General features: G+C 63.0%; 24 protein-coding genes. 11 read left to right on the top strand and 13 right to left on the bottom strand.

Going from position 1 to position 22528, the window contains the following annotated elements:
* Nucleotides 1-48 precede the first annotated feature (48 nt).
* The 6 genes from ASH00_RS08470 to ASH00_RS08445 form a co-directional block, all read right to left on the bottom strand.
* A complete protein-coding gene (locus ASH00_RS08470; protein ID WP_056547390.1) occupies nt 49-762 on the bottom strand; it encodes a lipoate--protein ligase family protein in 714 nt (237 codons plus the stop codon).
* A 14-nt stretch (nt 763-776) separates the two neighbouring features.
* Nucleotides 777-1805 carry an aldo/keto reductase gene (locus ASH00_RS08465; RefSeq protein ID WP_056547388.1) on the bottom strand — a complete coding sequence of 343 codons (1029 nt, stop codon included), beginning with the start codon at nt 1803-1805 and terminating at the stop codon, nt 777-779.
* Between the two features lie 38 nt (nt 1806-1843).
* Nucleotides 1844-2128 (bottom strand): DUF427 domain-containing protein, encoded by a 285-nt coding sequence (locus ASH00_RS08460; protein ID WP_056547387.1) that lies wholly within the window; start codon nt 2126-2128, stop codon nt 1844-1846.
* Nucleotides 2129-2230: 102 nt separating this feature from the next.
* Nucleotides 2231-3007, bottom strand: a complete 777-nt coding sequence (locus ASH00_RS08455) for a thioesterase family protein (RefSeq protein WP_056547385.1) — start codon at nt 3005-3007, stop codon at nt 2231-2233.
* A 33-nt stretch (nt 3008-3040) separates the two neighbouring features.
* Nucleotides 3041-4942 (bottom strand): glycoside hydrolase family 15 protein, encoded by a 1902-nt coding sequence (locus ASH00_RS08450; RefSeq protein WP_056547383.1) that lies wholly within the window; start codon nt 4940-4942, stop codon nt 3041-3043.
* 8 nt (nt 4943-4950) lie between these two features.
* Nucleotides 4951-6336 (bottom strand): FAD-dependent oxidoreductase, encoded by a 1386-nt coding sequence (locus ASH00_RS08445; protein WP_056547380.1) that lies wholly within the window; start codon nt 6334-6336, stop codon nt 4951-4953.
* Between the two features lie 152 nt (nt 6337-6488).
* Here ASH00_RS08445 and ASH00_RS08440 point away from each other — a divergent pair, with 152 nt between their 5' ends.
* From ASH00_RS08440 to ypfJ, 3 genes are all read left to right on the top strand, one after another.
* Nucleotides 6489-7784, top strand: coding sequence for an MFS transporter (locus tag ASH00_RS08440; RefSeq protein ID WP_056547378.1), 1296 nt, complete (start codon nt 6489-6491; stop codon nt 7782-7784).
* Nucleotides 7699-8088 (top strand): ArsR/SmtB family transcription factor, encoded by a 390-nt coding sequence (locus ASH00_RS08435; protein ID WP_056547375.1) that lies wholly within the window; start codon nt 7699-7701, stop codon nt 8086-8088. Before ASH00_RS08440 ends, ASH00_RS08435 begins: the two co-directional genes overlap by 86 nt.
* A gap of 66 nt (nt 8089-8154) precedes the next feature.
* Entirely contained in the window at nt 8155-9060 is a 906-nt protein-coding gene (ypfJ, locus tag ASH00_RS08430; protein ID WP_056547372.1) for a KPN_02809 family neutral zinc metallopeptidase, read from the top strand.
* Nucleotides 9061-9069: 9 nt separating this feature from the next.
* On the opposite strand, the gene ASH00_RS08425 is transcribed toward ypfJ, so the two are convergent.
* Nucleotides 9070-10524, bottom strand: coding sequence for a protein adenylyltransferase SelO (locus tag ASH00_RS08425; protein ID WP_056547370.1), 1455 nt, complete (start codon nt 10522-10524; stop codon nt 9070-9072).
* 154 nt (nt 10525-10678) lie between these two features.
* Here ASH00_RS08425 and ASH00_RS08420 point away from each other — a divergent pair, with 154 nt between their 5' ends.
* Nucleotides 10679-10879 carry a hypothetical protein gene (locus tag ASH00_RS08420; RefSeq protein WP_056547367.1) on the top strand — a complete coding sequence of 67 codons (201 nt, stop codon included), beginning with the start codon at nt 10679-10681 and terminating at the stop codon, nt 10877-10879.
* A 33-nt stretch (nt 10880-10912) separates the two neighbouring features.
* Here the strand turns inward: ASH00_RS08420 and ASH00_RS17220 are convergent, their stop codons facing one another.
* Nucleotides 10913-11110, bottom strand: a complete 198-nt coding sequence (locus tag ASH00_RS17220) for a DapH/DapD/GlmU-related protein (protein ID WP_442854348.1) — start codon at nt 11108-11110, stop codon at nt 10913-10915.
* A gap of 226 nt (nt 11111-11336) precedes the next feature.
* On the opposite strand from ASH00_RS17220, the gene ASH00_RS08410 reads away from it, so the two are divergent.
* The 6 genes from ASH00_RS08410 to ASH00_RS08385 all read left to right on the top strand — a co-directional run bounded on the left by ASH00_RS08410 (nt 11337) and on the right by ASH00_RS08385 (nt 15289).
* Nucleotides 11337-11651: a hypothetical protein gene (locus ASH00_RS08410; RefSeq protein ID WP_157359056.1), complete on the top strand. Its 315-nt coding sequence runs from the start codon at nt 11337-11339 to the stop codon at nt 11649-11651.
* A gap of 76 nt (nt 11652-11727) precedes the next feature.
* Nucleotides 11728-12441, top strand: coding sequence for a histidine phosphatase family protein (locus ASH00_RS08405; protein ID WP_056547362.1), 714 nt, complete (start codon nt 11728-11730; stop codon nt 12439-12441).
* 15 nt (nt 12442-12456) lie between these two features.
* Nucleotides 12457-13008, top strand: coding sequence for a DUF3090 domain-containing protein (locus tag ASH00_RS08400; protein ID WP_056547359.1), 552 nt, complete (start codon nt 12457-12459; stop codon nt 13006-13008).
* The gene (locus ASH00_RS08395) at nt 13008-13775 is read left to right on the top strand and encodes an SCO1664 family protein (protein ID WP_056547358.1); all 768 of its coding nucleotides are present in this window, start codon (nt 13008-13010) and stop codon (nt 13773-13775) included. The genes ASH00_RS08400 and ASH00_RS08395 overlap by 1 nt, the downstream gene beginning before the upstream one ends.
* Nucleotides 13776-13851: 76 nt before the next feature.
* Entirely contained in the window at nt 13852-14583 is a 732-nt protein-coding gene (locus ASH00_RS08390; RefSeq protein WP_056547356.1) for a DinB family protein, read from the top strand.
* A 274-nt stretch (nt 14584-14857) separates the two neighbouring features.
* Nucleotides 14858-15289: a hypothetical protein gene (locus tag ASH00_RS08385; RefSeq protein WP_056547354.1), complete on the top strand. Its 432-nt coding sequence runs from the start codon at nt 14858-14860 to the stop codon at nt 15287-15289.
* 36 nt (nt 15290-15325) lie between these two features.
* Here the strand turns inward: ASH00_RS08385 and ASH00_RS08380 are convergent, their stop codons facing one another.
* Nucleotides 15326-16276, bottom strand: coding sequence for a LysR family transcriptional regulator (locus ASH00_RS08380; protein WP_056547352.1), 951 nt, complete (start codon nt 16274-16276; stop codon nt 15326-15328).
* 71 nt (nt 16277-16347) lie between these two features.
* Here ASH00_RS08380 and ASH00_RS08375 point away from each other — a divergent pair, with 71 nt between their 5' ends.
* Complete coding sequence (locus tag ASH00_RS08375) at nt 16348-18096, top strand: FAD-binding protein (protein ID WP_056547349.1); 1749 nt, start codon at nt 16348-16350, stop codon at nt 18094-18096.
* A 25-nt stretch (nt 18097-18121) separates the two neighbouring features.
* On the opposite strand, the gene ASH00_RS08370 is transcribed toward ASH00_RS08375, so the two are convergent.
* From ASH00_RS08370 to nrdI, 4 genes are all read right to left on the bottom strand, one after another.
* Nucleotides 18122-18553 carry a hypothetical protein gene (locus tag ASH00_RS08370; RefSeq protein WP_157359055.1) on the bottom strand — a complete coding sequence of 144 codons (432 nt, stop codon included), beginning with the start codon at nt 18551-18553 and terminating at the stop codon, nt 18122-18124.
* Nucleotides 18554-18787: 234 nt separating this feature from the next.
* Nucleotides 18788-19762, bottom strand: a complete 975-nt coding sequence (gene nrdF / locus ASH00_RS08365) for a class 1b ribonucleoside-diphosphate reductase subunit beta (protein ID WP_056547799.1) — start codon at nt 19760-19762, stop codon at nt 18788-18790.
* Nucleotides 19763-19891: 129 nt separating this feature from the next.
* The gene (gene nrdE / locus ASH00_RS08360) at nt 19892-22042 is read right to left on the bottom strand and encodes a class 1b ribonucleoside-diphosphate reductase subunit alpha (RefSeq protein ID WP_056547343.1); all 2151 of its coding nucleotides are present in this window, start codon (nt 22040-22042) and stop codon (nt 19892-19894) included.
* Nucleotides 22039-22497 carry a class Ib ribonucleoside-diphosphate reductase assembly flavoprotein NrdI gene (nrdI, locus tag ASH00_RS08355; RefSeq protein ID WP_056547340.1) on the bottom strand — a complete coding sequence of 153 codons (459 nt, stop codon included), beginning with the start codon at nt 22495-22497 and terminating at the stop codon, nt 22039-22041. The genes nrdE and nrdI overlap by 4 nt, the downstream gene beginning before the upstream one ends.
* Nucleotides 22498-22528: the final 31 nt, after the last annotated feature.

The raw sequence follows: 22528 nt of genomic DNA, 5'->3' as shown, positions 1-22528 counted from the left end.
TCAGAACTGCCGGCCGGCAGCAGGCCTCAGAAGGACCAGCCTGAGCAGTTACGGCATCGGGGCCGCGACATCCTCGTAGGCGGCGACGACGGCGCTTGCCACCGCATCCACGGTGAGACCGGGCACAAGGTCTTCCGCCGCCCCCGCCGTCGACGGCTCCCACGGAAGTTTCAGCGCCGAGTACGTCGCTTCAAGGACTGACCGAATCGATGCAGAGTCCTCCACCACGATCACCGAGGAAAAGAGCCATGCACCGGAGATGACTCGCTGCGCGGTGCCGACCAGCTTCACGGCCTGGGTGCCGTCCACGCCGTGCACGCTGAACTCGCCGGGGCAGTATTCACCGGGAATCTGTCCCATCCGGGCATCAACGCCGACCCGCCGCAGCGCTTTTGCAAGGATCTCACCGAGCAGTCGGAACCGGGCATGCGATCCGGCGACCGCGTCATGGTGGGGCTCGATATGATCCACGATCAGACACCCGTGGTGGTAGGCCGCAGCCCGTCCGCCCGCCTTTCGGACCAGCGGCTCGAACCCGAGCGTCCGGGCGGCGTCCGAAGCCGTCCCGAAACCGGGCAGACGGGTGTCCCGCTGCCCGAAGGCAACAGTGGGCTGGGGGCGGTAGAGCCGTAGCGTCGGCCTGAGGTCCCCAGCTGCCGCTGCGCGTAAAAGAGTAAGCCCGCGCTCCATGTCCGCTGCCGCACCCGAGGACAATTCGTGTAGGACCTGCAGGCGCCCTTCAGACCAGGCACGAGGAATCATGTGTCGCAGGCTCCTTAGCGGCCGCCGTCAATAGAGCGGCTCCGCTGCTCGACGCCCGGGGTTCCGTAAGGATAATCAGCCAAGCCCGGTGCGCTGGCCTGGGATAGCCGTTCCAGCTCATCGCTGCTCAGCGTCAGGGCAGCTGCCCCAAGGTTGTCTTCAAGCTGCTCGCGAGTACGGGCACCGAGAATGACCGACGTGACAGCCGGCTGCTGCGCAACCCATGCCAGCGCTACCTGGGACGCGCTGACTCCGCGCGCCTCAGCAATACCGAGGACGACGTCAATGATCGCCCAGGTCTGCTCCTGCGCGTTGCGCTTTTCCCACGCTTCCATTCCGCGTTCCGGATTCTCGCCGAGACGGGTTGCGCCCTTGGGCGCAGTATCCCGCTTGTACTTTCCGGTGAGCCAGCCCCCGCCAAGCGGTGACCACGGCAGTAAGCCCATACCGGCGTCGAGCGCTGCAGGCACAATTTCTGCCTCGATCCCCCGCACCATAAGGCTGTACTGCGGCTGGAGGGTGACCGGCAGGTCCCACCCGCGCGCCTTCGCAATGCCGACGGCCTTGGACAGCTGCCACCCGGTGTAGTTCGAGAAGCCGTAGTAGCTGATCTTGCCGGCGCTCACGGCGTCGTGGAGGAAGCCGAGCGTCTCCTCCAGAGGAGTGAGCGGGTCCCAGGAGTGCATCTGGTACAGGTCGATGTGGTCGACGTTGAGCCGCTTCAGCGAGGCATCGAGCGCCAGCCGAAGGTGCCGCCGGGAGAGGCCCAGATCATTGGGGCCCTTACCCATCGGGAACCGACCCTTCGTCGCGATGATCATGCCGGAAGCGGACGGGCTCTTCGCCAGCCAGCGCCCGATGATCTCCTCGGACGCTCCCGCGGTGTAGACATCAGCGGTGTCGATGAGGTTGCCTCCGGCGTCGGCATAGTCATCGAGGATCGCATGTGACGTCGCTTCATCGGCTTCGGCACCAAACGTCATGGTGCCCAACGCATAAGCCGAAACCGATGCTCCGCTGCTTCCGAGGTTCCTGTATTCCATCAACTCTCCTGGGTAGGTGATAGTGCGTGCACTGCTCTTCAGTCGAGCACGGTCACGCCGCGCCAGAACGCCACGTGGTCCTTGATGTTCGCGGCGGCTTCCTTCGGCTCCGGGTAGGTCCATGCCGCGTCCGGATTACTCTCACCGTCAACCTCCAGGCTGAAGTAGCTGGCGTCACCCTTCCAGGGACATGTGGTGTGCGTGTCACTCGATCGGAGGAACTCCTGCTTGACGCTTTCCTTCGGGAAGTAGTGGTTCCCCTCGACCATCTCGGTGGAGTCAGACTCCGCAATGACCTGATTGTTCCAGACTGCCTTGGCCATGATGTCCTCAATCCTCTGAACGGCTCAGCGCCGGTTGCGCTGTGAGCGCGATTACACAATCTGCCAACGACGACGGTGCTCGCTGCATTCCCCCGCCTGGAGTCAGAGCTTGCGCAGCGTAAGGATCTGCTCACTCCGGCCGAACGGCCCGTCGAGGTCGTGCAGGACGGACGAGGTCAGCCCGATTCCTTCCCGCCCGAAACTCACTCGGGTATCGAGGCCGAGCCACTGGCCCGAGGGCTGGCGGTGAAGGTGCACCTGCAGGTCGACGTTGGGAAATGCCCAGCTGCCGGGTCCGGGAGGAACCCGCGTGGCGATTCCGTTTGCGGTGTCGATGAGCCCGATCAGCCGGGCCGAGTCCGACGACGCTTCACCCTCCACCAGCGGGTGGGGCGTCCGCAACCAGACCCTGCCCCGGCCGGGCCTGTGGCCTTCGATCTTGCGGACATCAATCGACTGGATGTAGCCGCCGGGCCACTCCGCCACGGCGTCGTGCTCCTCACCCTCATCCGGTCCCGGCATGGACTCGTCCTCAAGCGCCGCGACGGACGAGGTATCGCTCGAGGCCAACCGCCAGGCGCGGGCGCGGATAGCTGTCCGCCCGCCATGGTTCATCTCCGCTTCCAGCAACTCGATGGTCCTCCCTGGGCGCACCATCCGGGTGGTCACCTCGACGGTCTCCAGCGGTATCAGGCCCAGGATCTCGAACGAGATGCGCGCCATCTGCAGCTCTGCGCGTGGCTGGAACTGTTCAAGGCAATGTGCGAGCAGACCGGATGCGGGCGCCATGTGCTGCTCGTGTGCGTTCCAGGCACCCTGTGCATGAATTGTGGCCTCGAACCGGCCCCCGCCCGCGGGACGGTAGTAGGAATCTGCCATGGTGGGAAAACACGCTCCTGAGGGAAAGCTCGGTTAAGGCTGGACTCGGGCCCTGTTGACGGCGTCCGAGGCACGAATAAAGCCTAGGTGACTGAAGGCCTGCGGGAAGTTGCCTGCCAGCCGGCCGCTCACCGGATCGTACTCTTCCGCGTACAGTCCGAGGTCATTCGCGTAACCGGTGAGCCGGTCAAGCAACGCCGTGGCATCGTCGGTGCGGCCGCTGTTTGCATACTGTTCCACAAGCCAGAACGTGCAGATCAGGAATGGGTATTCGTGGCCCTCCAAACCATCGAGGCCGGATGCTGTGCGGTAACGGTGCAGGAGCCCATGGGCATCCTGCAATTGCTCCTCAATGCGGGCCACGGTGCCAAGCATCTTCGGGTCATCACTGGCCACAAAGCCTGTGTGGGGCAGTTGCAGCAGGGACGCATCGACTTCATCGTTCGAGTATGTCTGTGTGAACGAGTTGAGCTCGGCGTTGAATCCGCGCTCCATGATCTCCTCCCGGAGCCGGTCCCGGATCTCCTCCCATCGATCGGCCGGCCCTTCCAGCCCGTGCTCACGCACTGCCCGGATCCCCTGATCGAAGGCAGCCCACATCATCACACGTCCATGAACGAAGAACTCTGCTTCCCCGCGCATTTCCCAGATGCCGTGACCCTTCCGGTCCAGGTTCTGCTCACAGAACCGCAGGAGGTTCTTTTGCAGCCCCCAGGAGTACTCGCCCTCGGCTGCCCCTGCATCCCTCAGCGCCGCGAGGGCGAGCATGACTTCCCCGACGACGTCGGCCTGGTATTGGCCCACAGCCCCGTTACCGATTCTTACCGGCTTTGAATTCTCGTAGCCGGCCAGGTGGTCCAGCTCGCTTTCGGGGAGCTGGCGTTCGCCGGCGATGCCGTACATGATCTGCACCTGATCCGGATCGCCGGCTACCGCACGCAACAGCCAGTTGCGCCAGTGCAGCGCACCTTCGGTGAAGTCATGCGCAATGAGCGCCTCGATGGTGAGTGCGGCGTCGCGCAGCCAGGTGTAGCGGTAGTCCCAGTTGCGAGAGCCGCCGAACTCCTCCGGCAACGACGTGGTGGCTGCGGCCACGATGCCGCCGGTTCTGCCATGGGTAAGGGCGCGGAGCACCATCAGCGAGCGCAGTACGGCCTCATCGTGTCGATCATGAACCTCCACCCGGGAGGACCACTGAGTCCAGTAGGCGATAGTCGACTCCAGAGCTCTGTCCGGGTCTGCTGCAGTTGGAAGCCCCTCGTGAGACTGGTGCCAGGTAAGTACCCAGCTTTCGGATTCGCCGGCTACAAGCGGAAAGACACCGCTCAGCCGCTTCGAGACAGCGCCCTGGTAATCGTCCGCATGGCCCTCGGCGGAGGCTTCGTGGCGGTCTTCCATTCCGGTCTGTGGTTCTGCCCGCTGGGACTCGTGAGGGTGCAGCAACGGTCCGGTCAGCAGCAGCGCATCCGGACCTGCAACCGACAGCAGTCCGCACGAGCCGACTTTCTCGAGGTCGACCCGCCGCGTCCAGGGCTTCGCCCGGGCATAGTCGAACCGGATGCGCAGGTCGTGCTCCACTTCAACGGTTCCCTCGACGCACTCCACCCGGCGCACCAGATCCGACTGCGCGTCGCCAGGCGGCAGGAAGTCGGTGACCACCATCTTTCCGGTCGGGGTGCTCCAGGTCGTTTCAAGGACGAACGTTCGTGGAAGATACCGCCGGGAAACTACCTCCCCGCCCGAGGCCGAAACTTTCCATCGTCCGTCTTCCGGGGACCCCAGCAGTGCCGCGAAGACGGAGGGGGAATCGAAGCGCGGAAAGCAAAGCCAGTCGATACTGCCGTCCCGGGATACCAGTGGCCCCGTACTCAGATCAGACAGGAGGGCGTAGTCCTCCAGCGGCGTGGACGCGTGCTCTGCATGCTCAGCTGTCATCCTCCCATTCAATCAGCAAGCATCCTGCCGTGCAGGAGCCCGGTGGGAATGCCGAGGCTGACCGGTTCCGGTTGACCACAGCAACCGGACTGCGAAACCATCCCGCCACCGGAGGATGCAGTGTCGCAGCTTCCCCCGAGGTCGGTGCTGCAGACCCCCGTTTCGGGGAGATCGAGGTGAACTGACGCAGCGGCGTCGTCATCGCCGGCAATGGCGGCGATGACTGACCGCACCTGCTCATATCCGGTGGCCAGCAGGAAGGTGGGGGCGCGGCCGTAACTCTTCATACCTACGAGGTAGAAGTCCTTGTCCGGGTGCGCGAGGACAGCCGCCCCGTGCGCCGGTACGGTCCCGCAGGAGTGGAATTCAGGGTCGATCAGTGGCCCCAACGCGCGCGGCGCTTCAACAGCGGGATCGAGCTCGAGCCGCAATTCGCGGAGCATCCGCAGGTCCGGACGGAACCCCGTGGCCGGAACGAGCACATCCACTTCGACCTCACGTGCGCCTTCCGGGCTCGAGGCATGAACGCGGAGTGCGCCGTCGCCGGCCTCCAGCTCAGTGATGGCGAACGAGGTCAGGAGCTCCACCACGCCGTCCTCCACCAGCGAGCGCAGTCGGCTTCCGAGCGCTCCGCGGGCCGGCAACCCGTCGAGGTCTCCGCCGCCGTAGAGCCGCTGTGCTGATCCGGATCCGCGCACACCCCAGATCAGGCGGGTTCCCGGCTCAGCTTTGGCAACCTGTCCGAGACTTAGCAGGGTGTTCGCGGCGGAGTGCCCTGCGCCGACCACCATCACGCGCTTGCCGGCGAAGCGGGCGCGGTCCTTGCCTGCAGCATCGGGAAGGGGCTGCGTGATGAAGGCGTGCACAGCGCTCTCTCCCGGGGCCGGTAGCCCGGCCTGGCCCAGCGGATTGGGCTGGCTCCAGGTGCCGGATGCATCGAGGACGGCCTGCACCAGGTGATCCTCAAGTCCTCGCGGGCCGAGCACACGGACAAGGAACGGCTGGTCCTCTCGTTTCCGGGTCCTCGTCTTGTCCATTCCCTGCCGTGTCACTGCGAGCACCTCCGTGTTGAGGTGCAGGGCTGCTGCGATGCCGGGTTGCGCCGCGAGCGGTTCAAGGTAGGCCTCAACCAGTTCATTACCGAAGGGAAGCGCTGAGCCGCGAGGCGCCTGCCAACCGGTCGGCTCCAAGAGCCGGCGGGCGGCGTCGTCGATGTTGTACTGCCAGGGAGAGAACAGGCGGATGTGGCCCCATTGGCGGATGGCAGCCCCGACGGCGTCGCCCTTCTCGAGAATCAAGGGTGTCAGCCCTCGTTCGAGGAGATGGGCGGCGGCTGCGAGGCCGATCGGGCCGGCCCCGATGATGGCGACGGGCAAGTGACGCTGTTTCGACATCGCTGTTCCTTCCGTTCGGCGTTCTGTGGATCTGCCAACATTGATATTCATCGATATGAGTATCTGGGCTCTATCGATGGTTGTCAATGTGTGGCGGTCGTCGTCGGAGATAAGAGTGCACAGATGCGCACTTAAGCACTATGTTGAACAGTGTGCTGATAGTTCTTCGCAATACTGCGTATCGCAAGCTATTCTCCGCGCAGGTGATTGCGCTCCTTGGTACAGGCCTGCTCACCGTGGCGCTGGGCCTCCTCGCGTTCGATCTTGCGGCGGGCCGAGCTGGAGCCGTCCTCGGTACTGCCCTCACCATCAAAATGCTGGCCTACGTCTTCGTGGCTCCCCTGATGGCGGCACTGGTGGAACACGTTCCCAGGAAAGCCGTCCTGATTGCAGCTGACCTCGTCCGCGCGGCCGTTGCCCTAGTGCTGCCGTCCGTGGATCAGGTGTGGCAGGTCTACGTTCTGGTATTCGTGCTGCAGTCGGCCTCGGCTACCTTCACCCCGGCGTTCCAGTCGGTGATTCCTGTGATTCTGCCGCGGGAGCGCGACTACACGAAGGCGCTATCCCTCTCGCGGCTTGCCTACGATCTTGAGTCGCTCCTGAGCCCCGTCATCGCAGCCGCGCTGCTGGTAATTATGAGCTATTCCAGTCTCTTTGTCGGCACCGTCATTGGGTTCCTGATTTCCGCTCTGCTCGTCGGAACCACCCGGTTGCCCGCTCCCCCGCCGCCTGCGCGCCGGAGTTCCCTCCTGCACCGCACCACCCTGGGAGCCCGGATCTTCCTTCAGATGCCGTCTCTTCGTGGACTCCTCGCACTGAACCTGGTGGTGGGCTGCGGTACCGCGCTCGTCCTGGTGAATACCGTCGTGTATGTCCGAGATCTTTATGGCGGAACCAACGCTGAGGTGGCAATCGCCCTCGCCTGCTACGGCGCCGGCTCAATGGCTGTGGCACTGACGACGCCGGCACTGCTGGAGCGCTTTCCGGAACGGGCCTTCATGCTGAGTGGAAGCGCGGTGATCGCAGCGTGCGTGGGTGCGGCCGGCGTCATCGCGTTAGTGCAGCCCGCTTGGGTACTGATGCTCCTGCTGTGGGCGCTGCTGGGTGCCGGTACTTCGATGATCAATACGCCGTCCGCGCGGCTGCTGCGCCGCGCGGCCACGGATGCAACGCGGTCCTACCTGTTCACGGCGCAGTTCTCCCTCTCGCACGCCTGCTTCATTCTCAGTTACCCGATTGCGGGATGGGCTGGAGCCGCCGCCGGGCAGCCTGCGGCCGCGTTCGTCCTTGCAACGCTCGCTACACTGGGCGCTGTGGCAGCATTGCGGCTTTGGACGGCCGAGCCTCCGGCAACCGGGGCAGATGAGTCACCTGTCAGCAAGGAGTGGACTGTTGAGCGAAGAACCGGTCGGCTCGCGGCCCAGCCTGAATCATCCGAACGATCCTGATGAAGCACGCCTCGACGTCGGCGCTTCCCTGTTCAGGATGCTCGCCGACCCTACGCGGCTGCACATTCTGTGGCTGCTCTCCGAGGAATCCGGCGACGTCAGTTCCCTGGTGGAACGCACGGGAGCAACCCGCACATCAGTCAGCCAGCATCTGGCCAAGCTCCGTTTCTCGGGATTGGTAACCACGCGGAAAAGCGGCCGCAATGTCATCTACAGCATTGCGGACGGGCACCTCGCACGCCTGGTACGGGAGGGCCTGAACCACGCCGACCACCGCGTTACCGGGGAGCCCGCACACGACTGATCCCACTGCTCCTCGGAACCGGCGCCTACCGAATACACAGCAGGCTTCCTAGTTTAGAGTTCTGGCATGAGCTTCAATGACAATGCCCAGTTCGATCCCTCCCGGGTGAGTGACCGGCGCGGCCGCGGTCGCGGCGTCGCTATCGGCGGCGGCCTCGGCGGCGGCCTGATCCTGCTGCTGTCACTGTTCTTCGGCCCGGGTGTGGTGGACCAGTTAGGACTTGACGGCGGCACCGACACGGATACCGGTATCGGTGCGGACTCTGATCCCGCCATCAACGCGTGCCAGACCGGCGCGGACGCCAACGAGCGGCTTGACTGCCGCATCCTTGGCACCGCTGAAAGCCTCGATAGCTTCTGGTCCCCTTACCTGGAGCCCTTCGGCATTCAGTACACGCCGCCCGGGGTGGTCCTGTTCAGCGGCCAGACCAACACGGGCTGCGGCGCGGCGAGCAGCGCCGTCGGGCCCTTCTATTGCCCGGCGGACGAGCAGACGTACTATGACACCGCCTTCTTCAACGATCTGGTGACCCGCTTCGGTGCGTCCGCTGGGCCGCTGGCTCAGGAGTACGTAATCGCCCATGAGTTCGGGCACCACATCCAGAACCTGACGGGCGCACTGAGCGCATCCCAGCAGGACCCCCGCGGTGCAGAGTCCGGAGCAGTCCGGGTGGAGTTGCAGGCCGACTGCTACGCCGGCATGTGGGCCGCGCATGCCACAACGGTCCCCGATCCGGAATCCGGGGTTCCCTTCCTGCGCGAGTTCACTCGAACCGACCTGCAGGACGCGCTGTCAGCGGCGTCGGCGGTCGGCGACGACCGCATCCAGGAATCGACCACCGGCCAGGTCAACCCCGAGGCGTGGACCCACGGTTCCAGTGAGCAGCGTCAGGCGTGGTTCCTGCGGGGACTAGAAACGGGAGACATCGAGGCGTGCGACACATTCGCCGCTGAGGATCTCGACAATCCCTAGCCCGCTTTCTCAGGTCCCGCAGAAGGTCCGGTACGAGCCAAAGTCCTCAGGCGCTCCAGCGGCATAGCGCTCGAAACCGTCACGCTCCTGAAACGGCGCCGTCACAGCAGCGAGCAGCGTGCCCAGCGGTTCGAGGTCATCCTCAACGGCAGCAGCGAGAGCTTCTTCCACGCGGTGATTCCGCGGGATGTACACGGGGTTAACCCTGTCCATGGCGTCTGCTGACGGGTTCAGGGTGAGCCACTGCGCCAACCAGGCATCAAAACGTGCCGGGGCAGCGAAGTAGCTGCGGGACACTTCAACGTTCCCGCGTGCGGCAGCGCTCAGGCTCCGCAGGAACGACGTGTAGTCCACCTGGTCCTCCTCCAACAGCGTCAGGAGCTTTCCTGCGATGTCTGCCGCATCGACGCCGTCCGGCAGGCCCAGCTTGATGCGCATTCCCACGGACCAGGCACCGCTGTAGAAAGCGGGGAATTCTGCCAGCGCCTGCTCTGCCAGCTTCACGGCGTCGTCCTGGTTTTCATCGAGCAGGGGCAGCAGCGTTTCGGCGAAGCGGGTGAGGTTCCAGTGGGCGGCGGCCGGCTGGTTCGCATAGGCATAGCGGCCCATGGTGTCAATTGAACTGTAGACCGCTGAGGGGTTGAAGGCGTCCAGAAAGGCGCACGGACCGTAGTCGATGGTCTCACCGGAAATGGTCATGTTGTCCGTGTTCATGACGCCATGGACGAAGCCCACGAGCATCCACTGCGCGACAAGCTCCGCCTGGGCACGGATGACCGATTCAAGCAAGGCGAGGTAGGGGTTGGGTGCCTGTGCTGCCTCGGGATAGTGGCGGGTGATGGCGTAATCCGCTACGCGGCGGAGCAGTTCGATGTCACCGGTGGCACGGGCGTACTGGAAGGTACCGACGCGCAGGTGGCTGGCGGCGATTCTGGTCAGTAGGGCGCCCGGCAGCAGTTCCTCGCGCTGCACGGGACGTCCCGTGGCCACGACGGCGAGCGAACGGGTGGTCGGGATGCGAAGTGCGTTCATCGCTTCGCTGACGATGTATTCACGCAGCATGGGGCCTATTGCGGCGAGTCCGTCGCCACCCCTTGCGAACGGTGTGCGGCCGGAGCCCTTGAGGTGGATATCCCGCAGGGTGCCGCCCGGGTTTGCAACCTCTCCGAGCAACAGCGCGCGTCCATCACCGAGGCGGGGGCTGTACCCGCCGAACTGGTGGCCGGCGTAAGCCTGCGCAACCGGGGCTGCGCCTTCGGGCACACTTGCGCCGGTGAGGAGACGGACGCCGTCGGGAGCGCGAAGGAAGGCGGGGTCAAGCCCAAGCTCGGCCGCGAGCTGCTCGTTGAGCACCAGCAGGTGCGGTTCGGCCGGCTCTGCTGCTTGCCAGGGCATGCCCATTTCCGGCAGGTGGCGGGCGAAGTGGTTGTCGAGGGTGACGGTCGGCGCCGTAGAAACACTCACGCATATGTCAACAGACGTGGCGTTCGGGTTGTTCCCCGCGAATGGCCCCCTTTCGTTATCGCTTTCCCTGAGGGCCGGGCGTATGTTGGAGGTATGTCGGCAATGGGCCGTCCGCCCGGCGCCGTAGCTATGCGGCACGGGAAAGGAGCCGGACATGTTTAGCTTCCGACGAAAGGGCGCCGCCTTCGAGCGCAAGAAGGCCGCCGCTGCATCTGCCCATCAAAAGGACTTCCGCGAGGGGTACGTCCACATCCATGGGAGTGAAGAAAAGGCCAACGACCTGGCAATGAGGGCGTATGGCGACAAGGACGGTGACGGCAAACCGGACGTCCCGTTCATGCCTTTCCCCGGGTGACAAGCGTCCCAGGGCGTTCGCTACGTGAGTGTCTCAGCGTTCGGGATTGTCCGCCAGCGAGCGTGCCACTCGTGCGGGCGAGCCCACAACGACGGTGTTCGCCGGCACGTCCTTCGTCACCACTGATGCCGCAGCCACGACCGCGTTGTCGCCGATTGTTACGCCCGGCAGGATCGTGGCGTTGGATCCGATCCACACATTGCGGCCGATCACGACGGCAGCGGGATGCATATCCGCACGACGGCGCGGCTCTAGATGTGACGGATTCAGCGACCGGCTTGCCCGTCAACTGGGCTAACAACTCCCGCACCCGCGCAGGTTCCTGGTAGAGACCGTTCAGCTCGCCAGTGATGCGCAGAGCCTGTTGGCTGGTCCGATGCATCACTTCGTGCAGTGGGGAGTCCCCTGTGATGGTGGGGCCTGCGTTCAGCGCGTCAAGTAGTCGTTCAGTTCCATGGTGTCCTTTCGGTCTGATGTCGGTTTCGAGGCGGCCGAAGAACCGCCGTTTGATGACAACTCTCCATGGCAGGATGCCCTTATGGGGAATACGTTGAAAGTTCTCGTCACTACAGCGGGCATCTCTGCCGTGCTGATAGTCTCCACGGTCTGGGTGCTATCGGACATCTCGGTTCTGGAGGCGTTCGCGGTGGTGGCGCTATCGCTGCTAATCTCTCTTGCCCTGCGCCATCTCAGGGAAAAGCACGTGAAGCTCAGGGCTGACGATGAGGGTCAGCGCCATCATCGCGGACGCGGGGGTGGCGGCCTAATGTGACAGTCCACCCGGGTGCAAGTAACCACACGTCAGCACCCTGAAGGTCCACCGTCGCGCAGATGGTTACGCTGGGTGGATGGCGACAGTTCTTCTCGTGCGGCACGGCCGCACCACAGCAAATGCTTCAGGGCTTCTGGCCGGTAGGGCCGACGGCGTCAGTCTGGACGAGGTCGGCCGGGAGCAGGCAGCCCTGACCGCTGACCGGCTTGCAGCCGTCCAGGTTGCCGGAGTCGTATCGAGCCCGCTTGAGAGATGTCAGCAGACCGCCCAGTTCATCCTCGATCGCCAGTCCGGTGCCTCGCGTGCACCCGTCGAAATGGATCTCGATGCCTGTCTGACGGAATGTGATTACGGCCAGTGGCAGGGCCGCATGCTCAATGATCTCGCCACCGAAGACCTGTGGTCGGCTGTGCAATCGCAACCGTCCGCCGTCACTTTTCCCGGAGGCGAATCCATGGCCGCGATGCAGGCCCGGTCGGTGGCGGCGATCCGACGCCGCGACGCCTCCTTCGAATCTCTCCACGGGCCGGGAGCAGTGTGGGTGGCGGTGAGTCATGGTGACATCATCAAGTCGATCCTTGCAGACGCACTCGGCATGCACCTCGACCTGTTCCAACGCATCAACGTCGGCCCAGCCTCCGTGTCGATCGTGCGTTATGGAGCCAGTCGACCGACCGTTCATGCAACCAATACCGACGCCGGGGATCTGTCGTGGCTCACCAACAGCGTCACTTCCGACGACGCGCCGGTGGGCGGTGGCACAGGACACACGGCGTCATCAGCCCGATGAGCCTAAAATAGCCACATGCCCACAACTGTTCACGAGTTTGTCTGGCCTGACCGCGTCGTCGTCGGCACCATCGGGCTTCCGGGGGCCCGCACGTTCTACCTGCAGGTACGTGCAGGAAAGCAGATCGTCAGCATCGCCCTCGAGAAGCAGCAGTCGGCGCAACTCGCCGAAAAGATCGATGAGATCCTCGATCAGCTCATCAGCCTCGAGGGCAACCCCTTCAGCGTGCCCACGAGCACTCCCATCGAACTCGTCGACAATGAGCAGCTTGAGGCGGTCGAGGAACAGTTCCGCACCGGCGTCATGAGTCTGGGGTGGGACCCGACGACAGCCCAGATTGTCGTCGAGGCGTACCCGCTCAGCGACACTGAGAGAGAAGACGAAGCCTTCCCCGATGACGACGACGCCGATGCGTCCGAAGTGCTGCGGGTCAGCATGCCTGTCGGTACCGCCCGCGCCTTCGCCAAGCGCACCCGCGAGGTCGTAGGTGCCGGGCGTCCGATCTGCGTGCTGTGCGGTCAGCCCATCGACGCCGACGGTCACACCTGCGCCCTGCCCGAAGCCTGATGCCGACGCCGGACCTGTTGACCGCCGAGCTGACCCTCACCGGCCGCATCACGACGGCGTCAAATGCTACCTTCCTGGGCAGCATCGGCGATGCAGCAGTTATCTACAAGCCGGTAGCAGGCGAGCGTCCGCTCTGGGATTTCCCCGACGGCGCCCTTGCCCACCGGGAGATTGCCGCCTACCTGGTCTCGGAGACCTTGGGCTGGAATGTTGTGCCTCGCACCTGGCTGCGCGGTGGTCCATTGGGTGAGGGAATGGTCCAGCTCTGGCAGGAGACGGACCATTCCCAGAATGCCGTGGATCTGGTCGCCACGGGGGATGTGCCGGAGACCGGCTGGAAGCAGGTCCTCGAAGGTCAGGACGAGAACGGCTCGATGGTAGCTCTCATCCACGAGGACTCCCCCGCGCTGAGACGTATGGCGGTGTTCGACGTACTGGTCAACAACGCCGACCGCAAGGGCGACCACATCCTTGCAATGGCAGACGGCCATCGGCATGGCGTGGACCATGGGCTTACGTTCCATAGCGAGCATAAGCTGCGCACGGTGTTGTGGGGCTGGTTGGGTGATCCGCTGACTCGCGAAGAGCTCGACGGCGTCGATCGCCTCATCGAAGCCCTGCACGGTGAGCTGGGCCATGAACTCGCGGACCTTCTGTCCGCGGACGAAATCGCTGCGCTCGCGGCGCGTTGCACCCGGATGGGCTCGTCCGGGCGGTTCCCAGCTCCGAGCGGTGAAATGCCCGCGGTGCCCTGGCCGTTGTTCTAGGAACGGACACAATCCTTCCGCAAAGAGTCGTCCTCTACCGTAGCTTTCAGCGCGCCTTCACCGGAGAATGAGGGCCATGAGGACATACAACGGCACGAAGGAATTCGAAGGCGCAACCTTCGTCAGGGCAAGTTTCAAAGGCGCCACCCTGCGATTCTCTGATGTCAGCGGCGTGTCGATGCGCGGCGTCGACGTGGACGGACTCGACATCGACAGCCACGACCTGTTCTTCGGCAGTCTTTTCGTCAACGGGGTCGACGTGGTGCCGCTTGTGGATGCCGAGCTCAACCGGCATTTCCCTGGCCGCGAACTGCAGAAGGCGCAGACGCCCGAAGGCCTGCGGGAGGGGTGGCTCGCGGTGCAGTCCGCGTGGCAGGAGACTGTGGAGGGCACGCCGACGGACCTGGTGGACAGACAGGTAGCGGAGGAATGGTCTCTGGCCCAAACCCTGAGGCACCTCATTCTGGCGACCGACGCTTGGCTCGGCGGCGGGATCCTGCGGAAGGAGCAGCCGTTCCACGAGATCGGGCTGATCTTCACCGGTGCCCGCGAGATGGGTTTCGACATGTCGATCTTCCGGGTGGAAGCGCCGGCGTACGAGGAGATCCTCGCTGTTCGGGCACAGCGACAACGGCAGGTCACCGATTTTCTGGCCACGGTGACTGCGGATCTTCTCGCAGAGCAACGCGAGAACCCATGGGGCGGCGGCGACTGGCGTCCGACCGTCGGCGACTGCATTCGCGTGATCCTCGAGGAGGAGTGGGCACACCTCCGCTACATCAGACGGGATCTCGCCCGTATTGGTTAGGGCCAGAAAAAACCAGGGACGAGTCAGGAATGTCAGGACAGAACCGCTGATAGGGAGCCTTGTTCTGATGCTTATAGTCGGATACTTCTCGCAGACTTCCCCATCCGCATGGGTGGCGCTCCTGATAACACTGGTCACCGTAGCGTTCGGCATACAGATCGCTACTGCTGTCCTCAGGAACTCATCCGGCGGTAGTGACAATCAGCTCAGGAGAACACGGGAACGGCGAAGTACAGCTTGTCGGCTCAACCGATACTCGGATTTAGAGTAAAGGATGCGCCTGACCCGAAACCGCGACCGGCGGCCGTTTGAGCAATGGTCGGCCGTCGTCCTGATTGCCCTCCTGTCAGCAGCGCTCTGGTTCGGCTGGTTCGCCTGGGATACCGAGTACCAGTACGACGCCGCCACGGGTGAACTGACTGGACCGTATGAAGTATGGCAGGGAGTGGCGGCGCTTCTGTGCGGCATCGTGGTGATAGGGCTCGCCTACCGGCTCTTGCATTTCATCGTTGCTCTGCTGGTACTTCCTGCTTCCTTCACGCTTGCATGGATCAGCACTGCCTCTGCCATAGATTCGGGCGGCCTGTGGGCGGTCGGGGCGATACTTGTCGCCTTCGGTACTACTTTCGGTACAGCCGTGTTGCTTGGCATCGCCGCAGCAATCGAAGCCGTAGGCAACAGACAACGGGCGCCGATATCCGAGTGAGCAAACACCGGACATGTCCAGCAGTCATGGGGTGATCTAATTCTCTGAGTCCCGTGGAGCTGGCGTAACCAGACGCGCCAGGTCGGTGCCCGGCGCCGCAAGTCGGTCCACGATGTCAAAGACGAGCTGCTGCATGGCAGCAGCAGCGGCCGAGGGTCCGACGTCGTTGCGCCGGGCCAAGTTGACGGTCCGCGTCAGCGAAGGACTCGCCAAGCGAGCGCTCCGCAGTCCGGGGCGGTCATTGACCACCATCGCCGGCACCACGGCCACGCCGAGCCCTCTTTCAACAAACCGCAGCACTGCGTCCATTTCGGCGCCCTCGACGGCCACCACCGGTTCCAGACCCGCGGCGGAGAACGCAGCATCGGTGGCGACCCGCAGGTCGTAACTGCGGTTGAACGCCACCTGAGGGATGTGAGCCAGCTCTTTCAATGTGAGCTCTTCCGGCATCGCCGATCCGGCGGCGGAGACGACCACAAGCTCTTCTGTGAGCAGTGGAATCAATTCGGTGCCAGGAACCGTCGGGTTCACTGCGCGGGTGACCACCAGGGCCAGATCCAGTGCACCTTCGTGGAGGGCCTCCACCAGGAAACGCGAGCCGCCCTCCGTGATGTGCAATTCCACCCCGGGATGCGCACTGCGAAAGGCGGCCAACACATCAGCGACCAGCGAGACGCACAGAGTCGGTGGGGCACCGAGCCGAACTCGACCGCGGCGTAATCCTGACAGTTCGTCCATCTTCTCGCGAGCGGTCTGCGCGTCGCCGAGCATGCGCCTGGCGATGGGCAGCAATACCTCGCCCGCATTCGTCAGCGTTGCTCGTGACGAGCCCCGGTGGAACAGCTCGGCGCCAAGATCGGCCTCAAGCGACGCGATCTGACGGCTCAGGGACGGCTGGGCGAGATACAGCTCCTCGGCCGCGCGTGTGAAATGCCCCACCCGAGCTACCGCTTCGAAGGAGCGCAACTGGTCTAACTTCATCATCATAGCGTAAACGCATGATATTGAATCGAATAATTCATTGGAGACATAACGAAGACAAACCTAACGTTGTGGGTATGAATCTCCACCACACTTCCGAACGTCTCATGTCCACGTCCGTGCTGGTCATCGGCACCGGGGGCGCCGGGTTGCGCGCGTCGATCGAACTCGCTCAGCGTGGGGTGCAGGTGCTGGCGGTGGGCAAGCGCCGCAAGCATGATGCGCACACCACTCTGGCGGCTGGCGGGATCAACGCCGCTCTGGCCACTATGGACCCCGAGGACAGCTGGCAGCAGCACGCCGCCGATACCCTGCGCGAGTCTTACTTCCTGGCCGACCCGAGCATCGTAGAGACCGTCGCGCGCAATGCGGCCCGCGGCATTGCGGACCTCGAACAGTGGGGGATGCCGTTCGCCCGGGAGGAAGACGGACGGATCTCGCAGCGCTTCTTCGGTGCCCATAAGTACCGCCGTACCGCCTACGCCGGGGACTACACCGGTCTTGAAATCCAGCGCACCCTGATGCGCCGGGCGGCAGAGTTGAACGTGCCGATCATCGACACGGTCTACATCACCCGCCTGCTCGTCGCCGACGGCACGATCTTCGGCGCCTACGGCTTCGACATCGTGGACGGCACCCCCGTGCAGATCCACGCCGACGCGGTCATCCTGGCCGCAGGTGGGCACACCCGAATTTGGCGGCATACCTCCTCCCGCCGCGACGAGAACACCGGTGACTCCTTCAGGTTGGCAGCACTGGCCGGTGCCCGGATTCGCGACGCGGAACTTGTTCAGTTCCACCCGTCGGGCCTCCTGGAGCCCGACGACGCCGCCGGCACCCTCGTCTCCGAAGCCGCGCGTGGAGAGGGCGGTATCCTCACGAACGCTCTCGGTGAACGTTTCATGGAACGCTATGATCCCGCGCGTATGGAACTCTCCACCCGGGACCGGGTGGCTCTTGCCGCATTCACCGAGGTTGCCGAGGGCCGCGGGACCGAGAAGGGAGGCGTCTATCTGGACGTCTCACACTTGCCGCGCGAGACCATCCTGGACAAGCTGCCGCGGGTCTACCGCACCCTGATCGACCTGCAGATGGTGGACATCACCACCACCAAAATGGAAATCGCCCCCACCGCCCATTACTCGATGGGCGGGGTGTGGGTAGCACCGGAGGACCATAGCACCGGAGTGAACGGGCTGTTCGCAATCGGCGAGGCTTCCTCGGGTCTACATGGGGCCAACCGGTTGGGTGGCAATTCACTGATTGAGCTACTTGTCTACGGGCGCATCACCGGGGAGCATGTCGCTGCGTACGTGGGCTCCCGCACCGAGATAAGCAGGCATCCGGCCGCCGTCGGACTGGCCCGCACCGAGATGCAGTCTCTGTTGCGCGAGAACGGCACCGAGTCAGTACGGCGCCTACAGCGCGAGCTGCGCAACCTGATGACCGAGCATGCCGGTGTGGTGCGTACCGAGCAGGGGCTCCAGGAAGGGCTGGACAAGCTAGCGGCTCTGGAGGAGCGTGTTCAGAACGTCACCGCACATCCGGACATCGCCGGCTTCGATGACCTGGCCCATGCCTACGACCTGCTTGGCTCGCTGCTGGCCGCACGTGCCACCCTGGAGTGCGCGCTCGAACGGCGCGAAACCCGTGGGGCCCATAACCGTGGGGATTTCCCTGCGATGGATCCCTCCCTGAAGGGGAACTTCATCTGGTCGCCGGCAGAGGGAGTCAGCTTCGAAGCGCTGCCCCCGGCTCCCGGTTCTTTCCGGGCTCTCGCTGAATCCACCGCGGACGACTCCGTCGCCGGCAAGCTTTTGGAGTGAATACTGAATCTCCAGTTGCGGACTTTCAGCTCGAGCTGTTTCTCGTGATCAGGTTCGGATGAGGATTGCTCCATCCGTTGTCCACATAGTCCTGAAGGTTTGCGTCGTCGGTTACGAGCCGAGCCTCAACGCCAAAGGCGATATACGATGCGCCGACCTCTTCGCCGCTGTTTAGGTCGCACCCACCGGTCGTCTGGCCGTGCCCCTGCGACACGACGACGAGACAGGTGTTGGAACCCGCCTTCGACGTTTTTACCCCCGCGTAGAAATGCAAACCGTCCTGCTCGGCGAGGAAACGTGAAGAGTTCTCATCGAGGTAGGAAACGTCCGCTTCCGTCGAAATCGTGTCCTCTTGACCGGCCGTTGTCTGTAGGACATCGAGGTCCGCGTGAGTTGGAGGTGCGTCCGGCTGCGCGCCGATGAGCGATTCACTGCTACAACCTGTCATGGTGAACAAGAGCGCCGTTATTCCAACGACTAGCCGCCCCTTAAGCATCGTCTCTCATTTCGTCGATGGGCTGGCAATACGTGTAGCACCAGGGCGAGAACAATGACTCCACGGTCTGTCGGGGCGCGAATGCATCGAAAGCTGAGTAGTCACCGTCAACGAGGACGCCCTCAGCTCCGAAGACATGGTCGAAAAACCAGATTCAGACGGCAGCGAGCAACGCCGTCTGGCCGCACACCGACTCTAGAAGTCCCAGTCCTCGTCTTCGGTGTTGACTGCCTTGCCGATGACGTACGACGATCCCGACCCCGAGAAGAAGTCGTGGTTCTCATCCGCGTTCGGTGACAGTGCCGAGAGGATCGCCGGGTTCACGTCCGTGACCGAAGACGGGAACATCGCCTCGTAGCCCAGGTTCATGAGGGCCTTGTTGGCGTTGTAGTGCAGGAACTTCTTGACGTCCTCAGCCAGTCCGACGCCGTCGTACAGGTCATGCGTGTACTGAACTTCGTTCTCGTACAGCTCGAAGAGCAGCTCGAAGGTGTAGTCCTTGATTTCCTGGCGCTTCTCCTCGGAAACCTTCTCCAGGCCCTTCTGGAATTTGTACCCGATGTAGTACCCGTGAACGGCCTCATCGCGGATGATCAGGCGGATCAGGTCGGCTGTGTTCGTGAGCTTGGCGCGTGAAGACCAGTACATGGGCAGGTAGAAGCCGGAATAGAACAGGAAGCTCTCCAGCAGCGTGGAGGCCACCTTGCGCTTCAGCGGATCGTCACCCTGGTAGTAATCCATGACGATGCTGGCCTTCTTCTGAAGGTTGACGTTCTCGGTGGACCACCGGAATGCCTCGTCAATCTCCTTCGTGGAAGCCAGCGTGGAGAAGATCGAGGAGTAGCTCTTGGCATGCACCGATTCCATGAACGCGATGTTCGTGTACACGGCTTCTTCGTGCGGCGTGATTGCATCGGGAATCAGCGAGACGGCGCCAACGGTGCCTTGAATGGTATCCAGGAGCGTCAGGCCGGTGAACACCCGCATGGTGAGCTGTTGCTCCGCCGGCGTCAACGTGTTCCACGACTGGACGTCGTTGGACAGGGGCACCTTCTCGGGAAGCCAGAAGTTATTGACCAGACGGTTCCAGACATCGACGTCTTTGTCGTCCTGGATACGGTTCCAGTTGATCGCCTCAACGTGCGACAGCAACTTAACCTTCTCGGTCATCGTGACCCCTTGTCCCATTCGCTTGAACTGCCCGCTAGGGCGGTGAATTTCCTCTAATAAATGTACGACGACGGCGGGCCGGCTTTCTGCACGCCGGCCCATCGACGTCGTTGTTGGCTTACTTGCTGGTTACAGCATGCAGCTGACGCAACCTTCTACCTCAGTGCCCTCCAGCGCCAGCTGGCGGAGACGGATGTAATAGACGGTCTTGATGCCCTTCTTCCAGGCATAAATCTGTGCCTTGTTGATGTCACGGGTGGTGGCGGTGTCCTTGAAGAACAGGGTCAGCGACAGGCCCTGATCCACGTGCTGCGTGGCAGCGGCGTAAGTGTCGATGACCTTCTCGTAGCCAATCTCATACGCATCCTGGTAGTACTCCAGGTTGTCGTTGGTGAGGTACGGCGCCGGGTAATACACGCGTCCCAGCTTGCCCTCCTTGCGGATCTCAACCTTCGACGCCACAGGGTGGATGGACGAGGTCGAATTGTTGATGTAGCTGATCGACCCGGTTGGAGGCACAGCCTGCAGGTTCTGGTTGTAGATGCCGTGCTCCATGACCGACGCCTTCAGCGCACGCCAATCTTCCTGCGTGGGGATATGCACCTTGGCGAACATCTCCTTGACCCGCTCGGTCTGCGGCACCCATTCCTGATCGGTGTACTTGTCGAAGAACTCCCCCGACGCGTACTTGGACTTCTTGAAGCCGCCGAAGGTCTGCCCGGTCTCAATCGCCAGCAGGTTCGAAGCCCGCACGGCGTGGTAGACAACCGAATAGAAGTAGATATTGGTGAAGTCCAGGCCCTCTTCAGAGCCGTAGTGCACCCGCTCCCGGGCCAGGTAACCGTGAAGGTTCATCTGGCCGAGCCCGATGGCATGCGAGGAGTCGTTTCCTCTGGCGATCGATGGAACGGAGGTGATGTTGGACATGTCCGAGACAGCCGAGAGTGCACGGATGGAGGTCTCGATGGTGCTGCCGAAGTCAGGGGAATCCATCGTCTTCGCGATGTTCAGCGAACCCAGGTTGCACGAAATGTCCTTGCCGGTATCAGCATAGGACAAGTCATCGTTGTATGTGGTGGGCTGTGAAACCTGCAGGATTTCCGAGCACAGGTTGGACATGATGATCTTGCCGTCGATCGGGTTGGCCCGGTTCACGGTGTCTTCGAACATGATGTACGGGTAGCCGGATTCGAACTGGATTTCCGCGAGGGTCTGGAAGAACTCACGGGCCTTGATCTTGGTCTTCTTGATCCGGGAATCGTCAACCATTTCGTAGTACTTCTCGGTGACCGAGACGTCGGAGAACGGCATGCCGTAGACGCGCTCGACGTCGTAGGGCGAGAACAGGTACATGTCCTCGTCCTTCTTTGCGAGCTCGAACGTGATGTCCGGGACAACGACGCCCAGCGAGAGGGTCTTGATGCGGATCTTCTCGTCGGCGTTCTCCCGCTTGGTGTCCAGGAAACGGTTGATGTCCGGGTGGTGCGCGTGCAGGTACACGGCCCCGGCGCCCTGGCGTGCTCCCAGCTGGTTGGCGTAGGAGAAGCTGTCTTCGAGGAGTTTCATCACGGGGATGACGCCGGAGGACTGGTTCTCGATCTGCTTGATCGGCGCGCCGACCTCACGGATGTTCGTGAGGGCGAACGCCACGCCGCCGCCGCGCTTGGAGAGCTGGAGGGCCGAGTTGATGGAGCGGCCAATGGACTCCATATTGTCTTCGATCCGCAGCAGGAAGCAGGAAACCAGCTCGCCGCGCTGCCGCTTTCCGGCGTTGAGGAAGGTCGGTGTTGCCGGCTGGAACCTGCCCTCGATGATTTCATCAACCATGCGGTTAGCGAGGTCTTCATTGCCCCGCGCGAGGTGCATGGCAACCATGCAGACCCGATCCTCGTACCGCTCCAGGTAGCGCTTGCCATCGAAAGTCTTCAGTGTGTACGAGGTGTAGAACTTGAACGCGCCAAGGAAAGTTTCGAACCGGAACTTCTTCTCGTAGGCCCGCTTGTACAGGTCGCGGATGAAGTTCATTGTGTACTGATCGAGGGTTTCCCGCTCGTAGTACTCATTCTTCACGAGGTAGTCGAGCTTCTCCTCGAGGTCATGGAAGAAGACGGTGTTGTTGTTGACGTGCTGAAGGAAATACTGGTGCGCGGCCTCCCGGTCAGCCTCGAACTGGATCTCGCCGTTCGGGCCGTAAAGGTTCAGCATGGCGTTGAGCTCGTGATAGCCCAGGCCCTTGAAGCGCTCCGGAAGTGCGGGTGCTTCTGTTTCAGCGACTGTCATGTCCAAAACTCATCCAATCCTTGGGTTACCCGGTCAACGTCCTCGGACGTGCCCATTAGTTCAAATCGATATAAAACGGGAACGCTGCACTTGGCCGCGACAATATCCGCCGCCAGGCAGTACGTGTCCCCGAAGTTGGTATTGCCCGCGCCGATCACGCCGCGAAGCAGCAGGCGGTTGTCCTCGACATTGAGGAACTTGATCACCTGCCGGGGCACTGCCCCTTGACCGCTGATTCCGCCGTAGGTCGGAAAGACCAGCACGAACGGACTCAGCGCGTGCAGCGTGTCGTCTTTGGTGAGGAGCGGAATCCGCGCCGAACGAACTGGCAACTTGGTGACGAACCGGTGGGTATTATCCGACGCCGACGAAAAGTAGATGAGCGGCGCGTCAGTTTCCAACGGTTCCCCAACTGCCCGTCCACGGGCACTTCGACTGATGGTTGGTGTTGTCATCCCGACTACATCCGCCCCTCGCGAGTGGGTG

It is taken from the genome of Arthrobacter sp. Soil782 (genome assembly GCF_001428435.1).
Classification (GTDB): Bacteria; Actinomycetota; Actinomycetes; order Actinomycetales; family Micrococcaceae; genus Arthrobacter_D; species Arthrobacter_D parietis.
The sequence above is the reverse complement of the archived record's forward strand: the minus strand, read 5'-3'. Positions and strand labels throughout refer to the sequence as shown.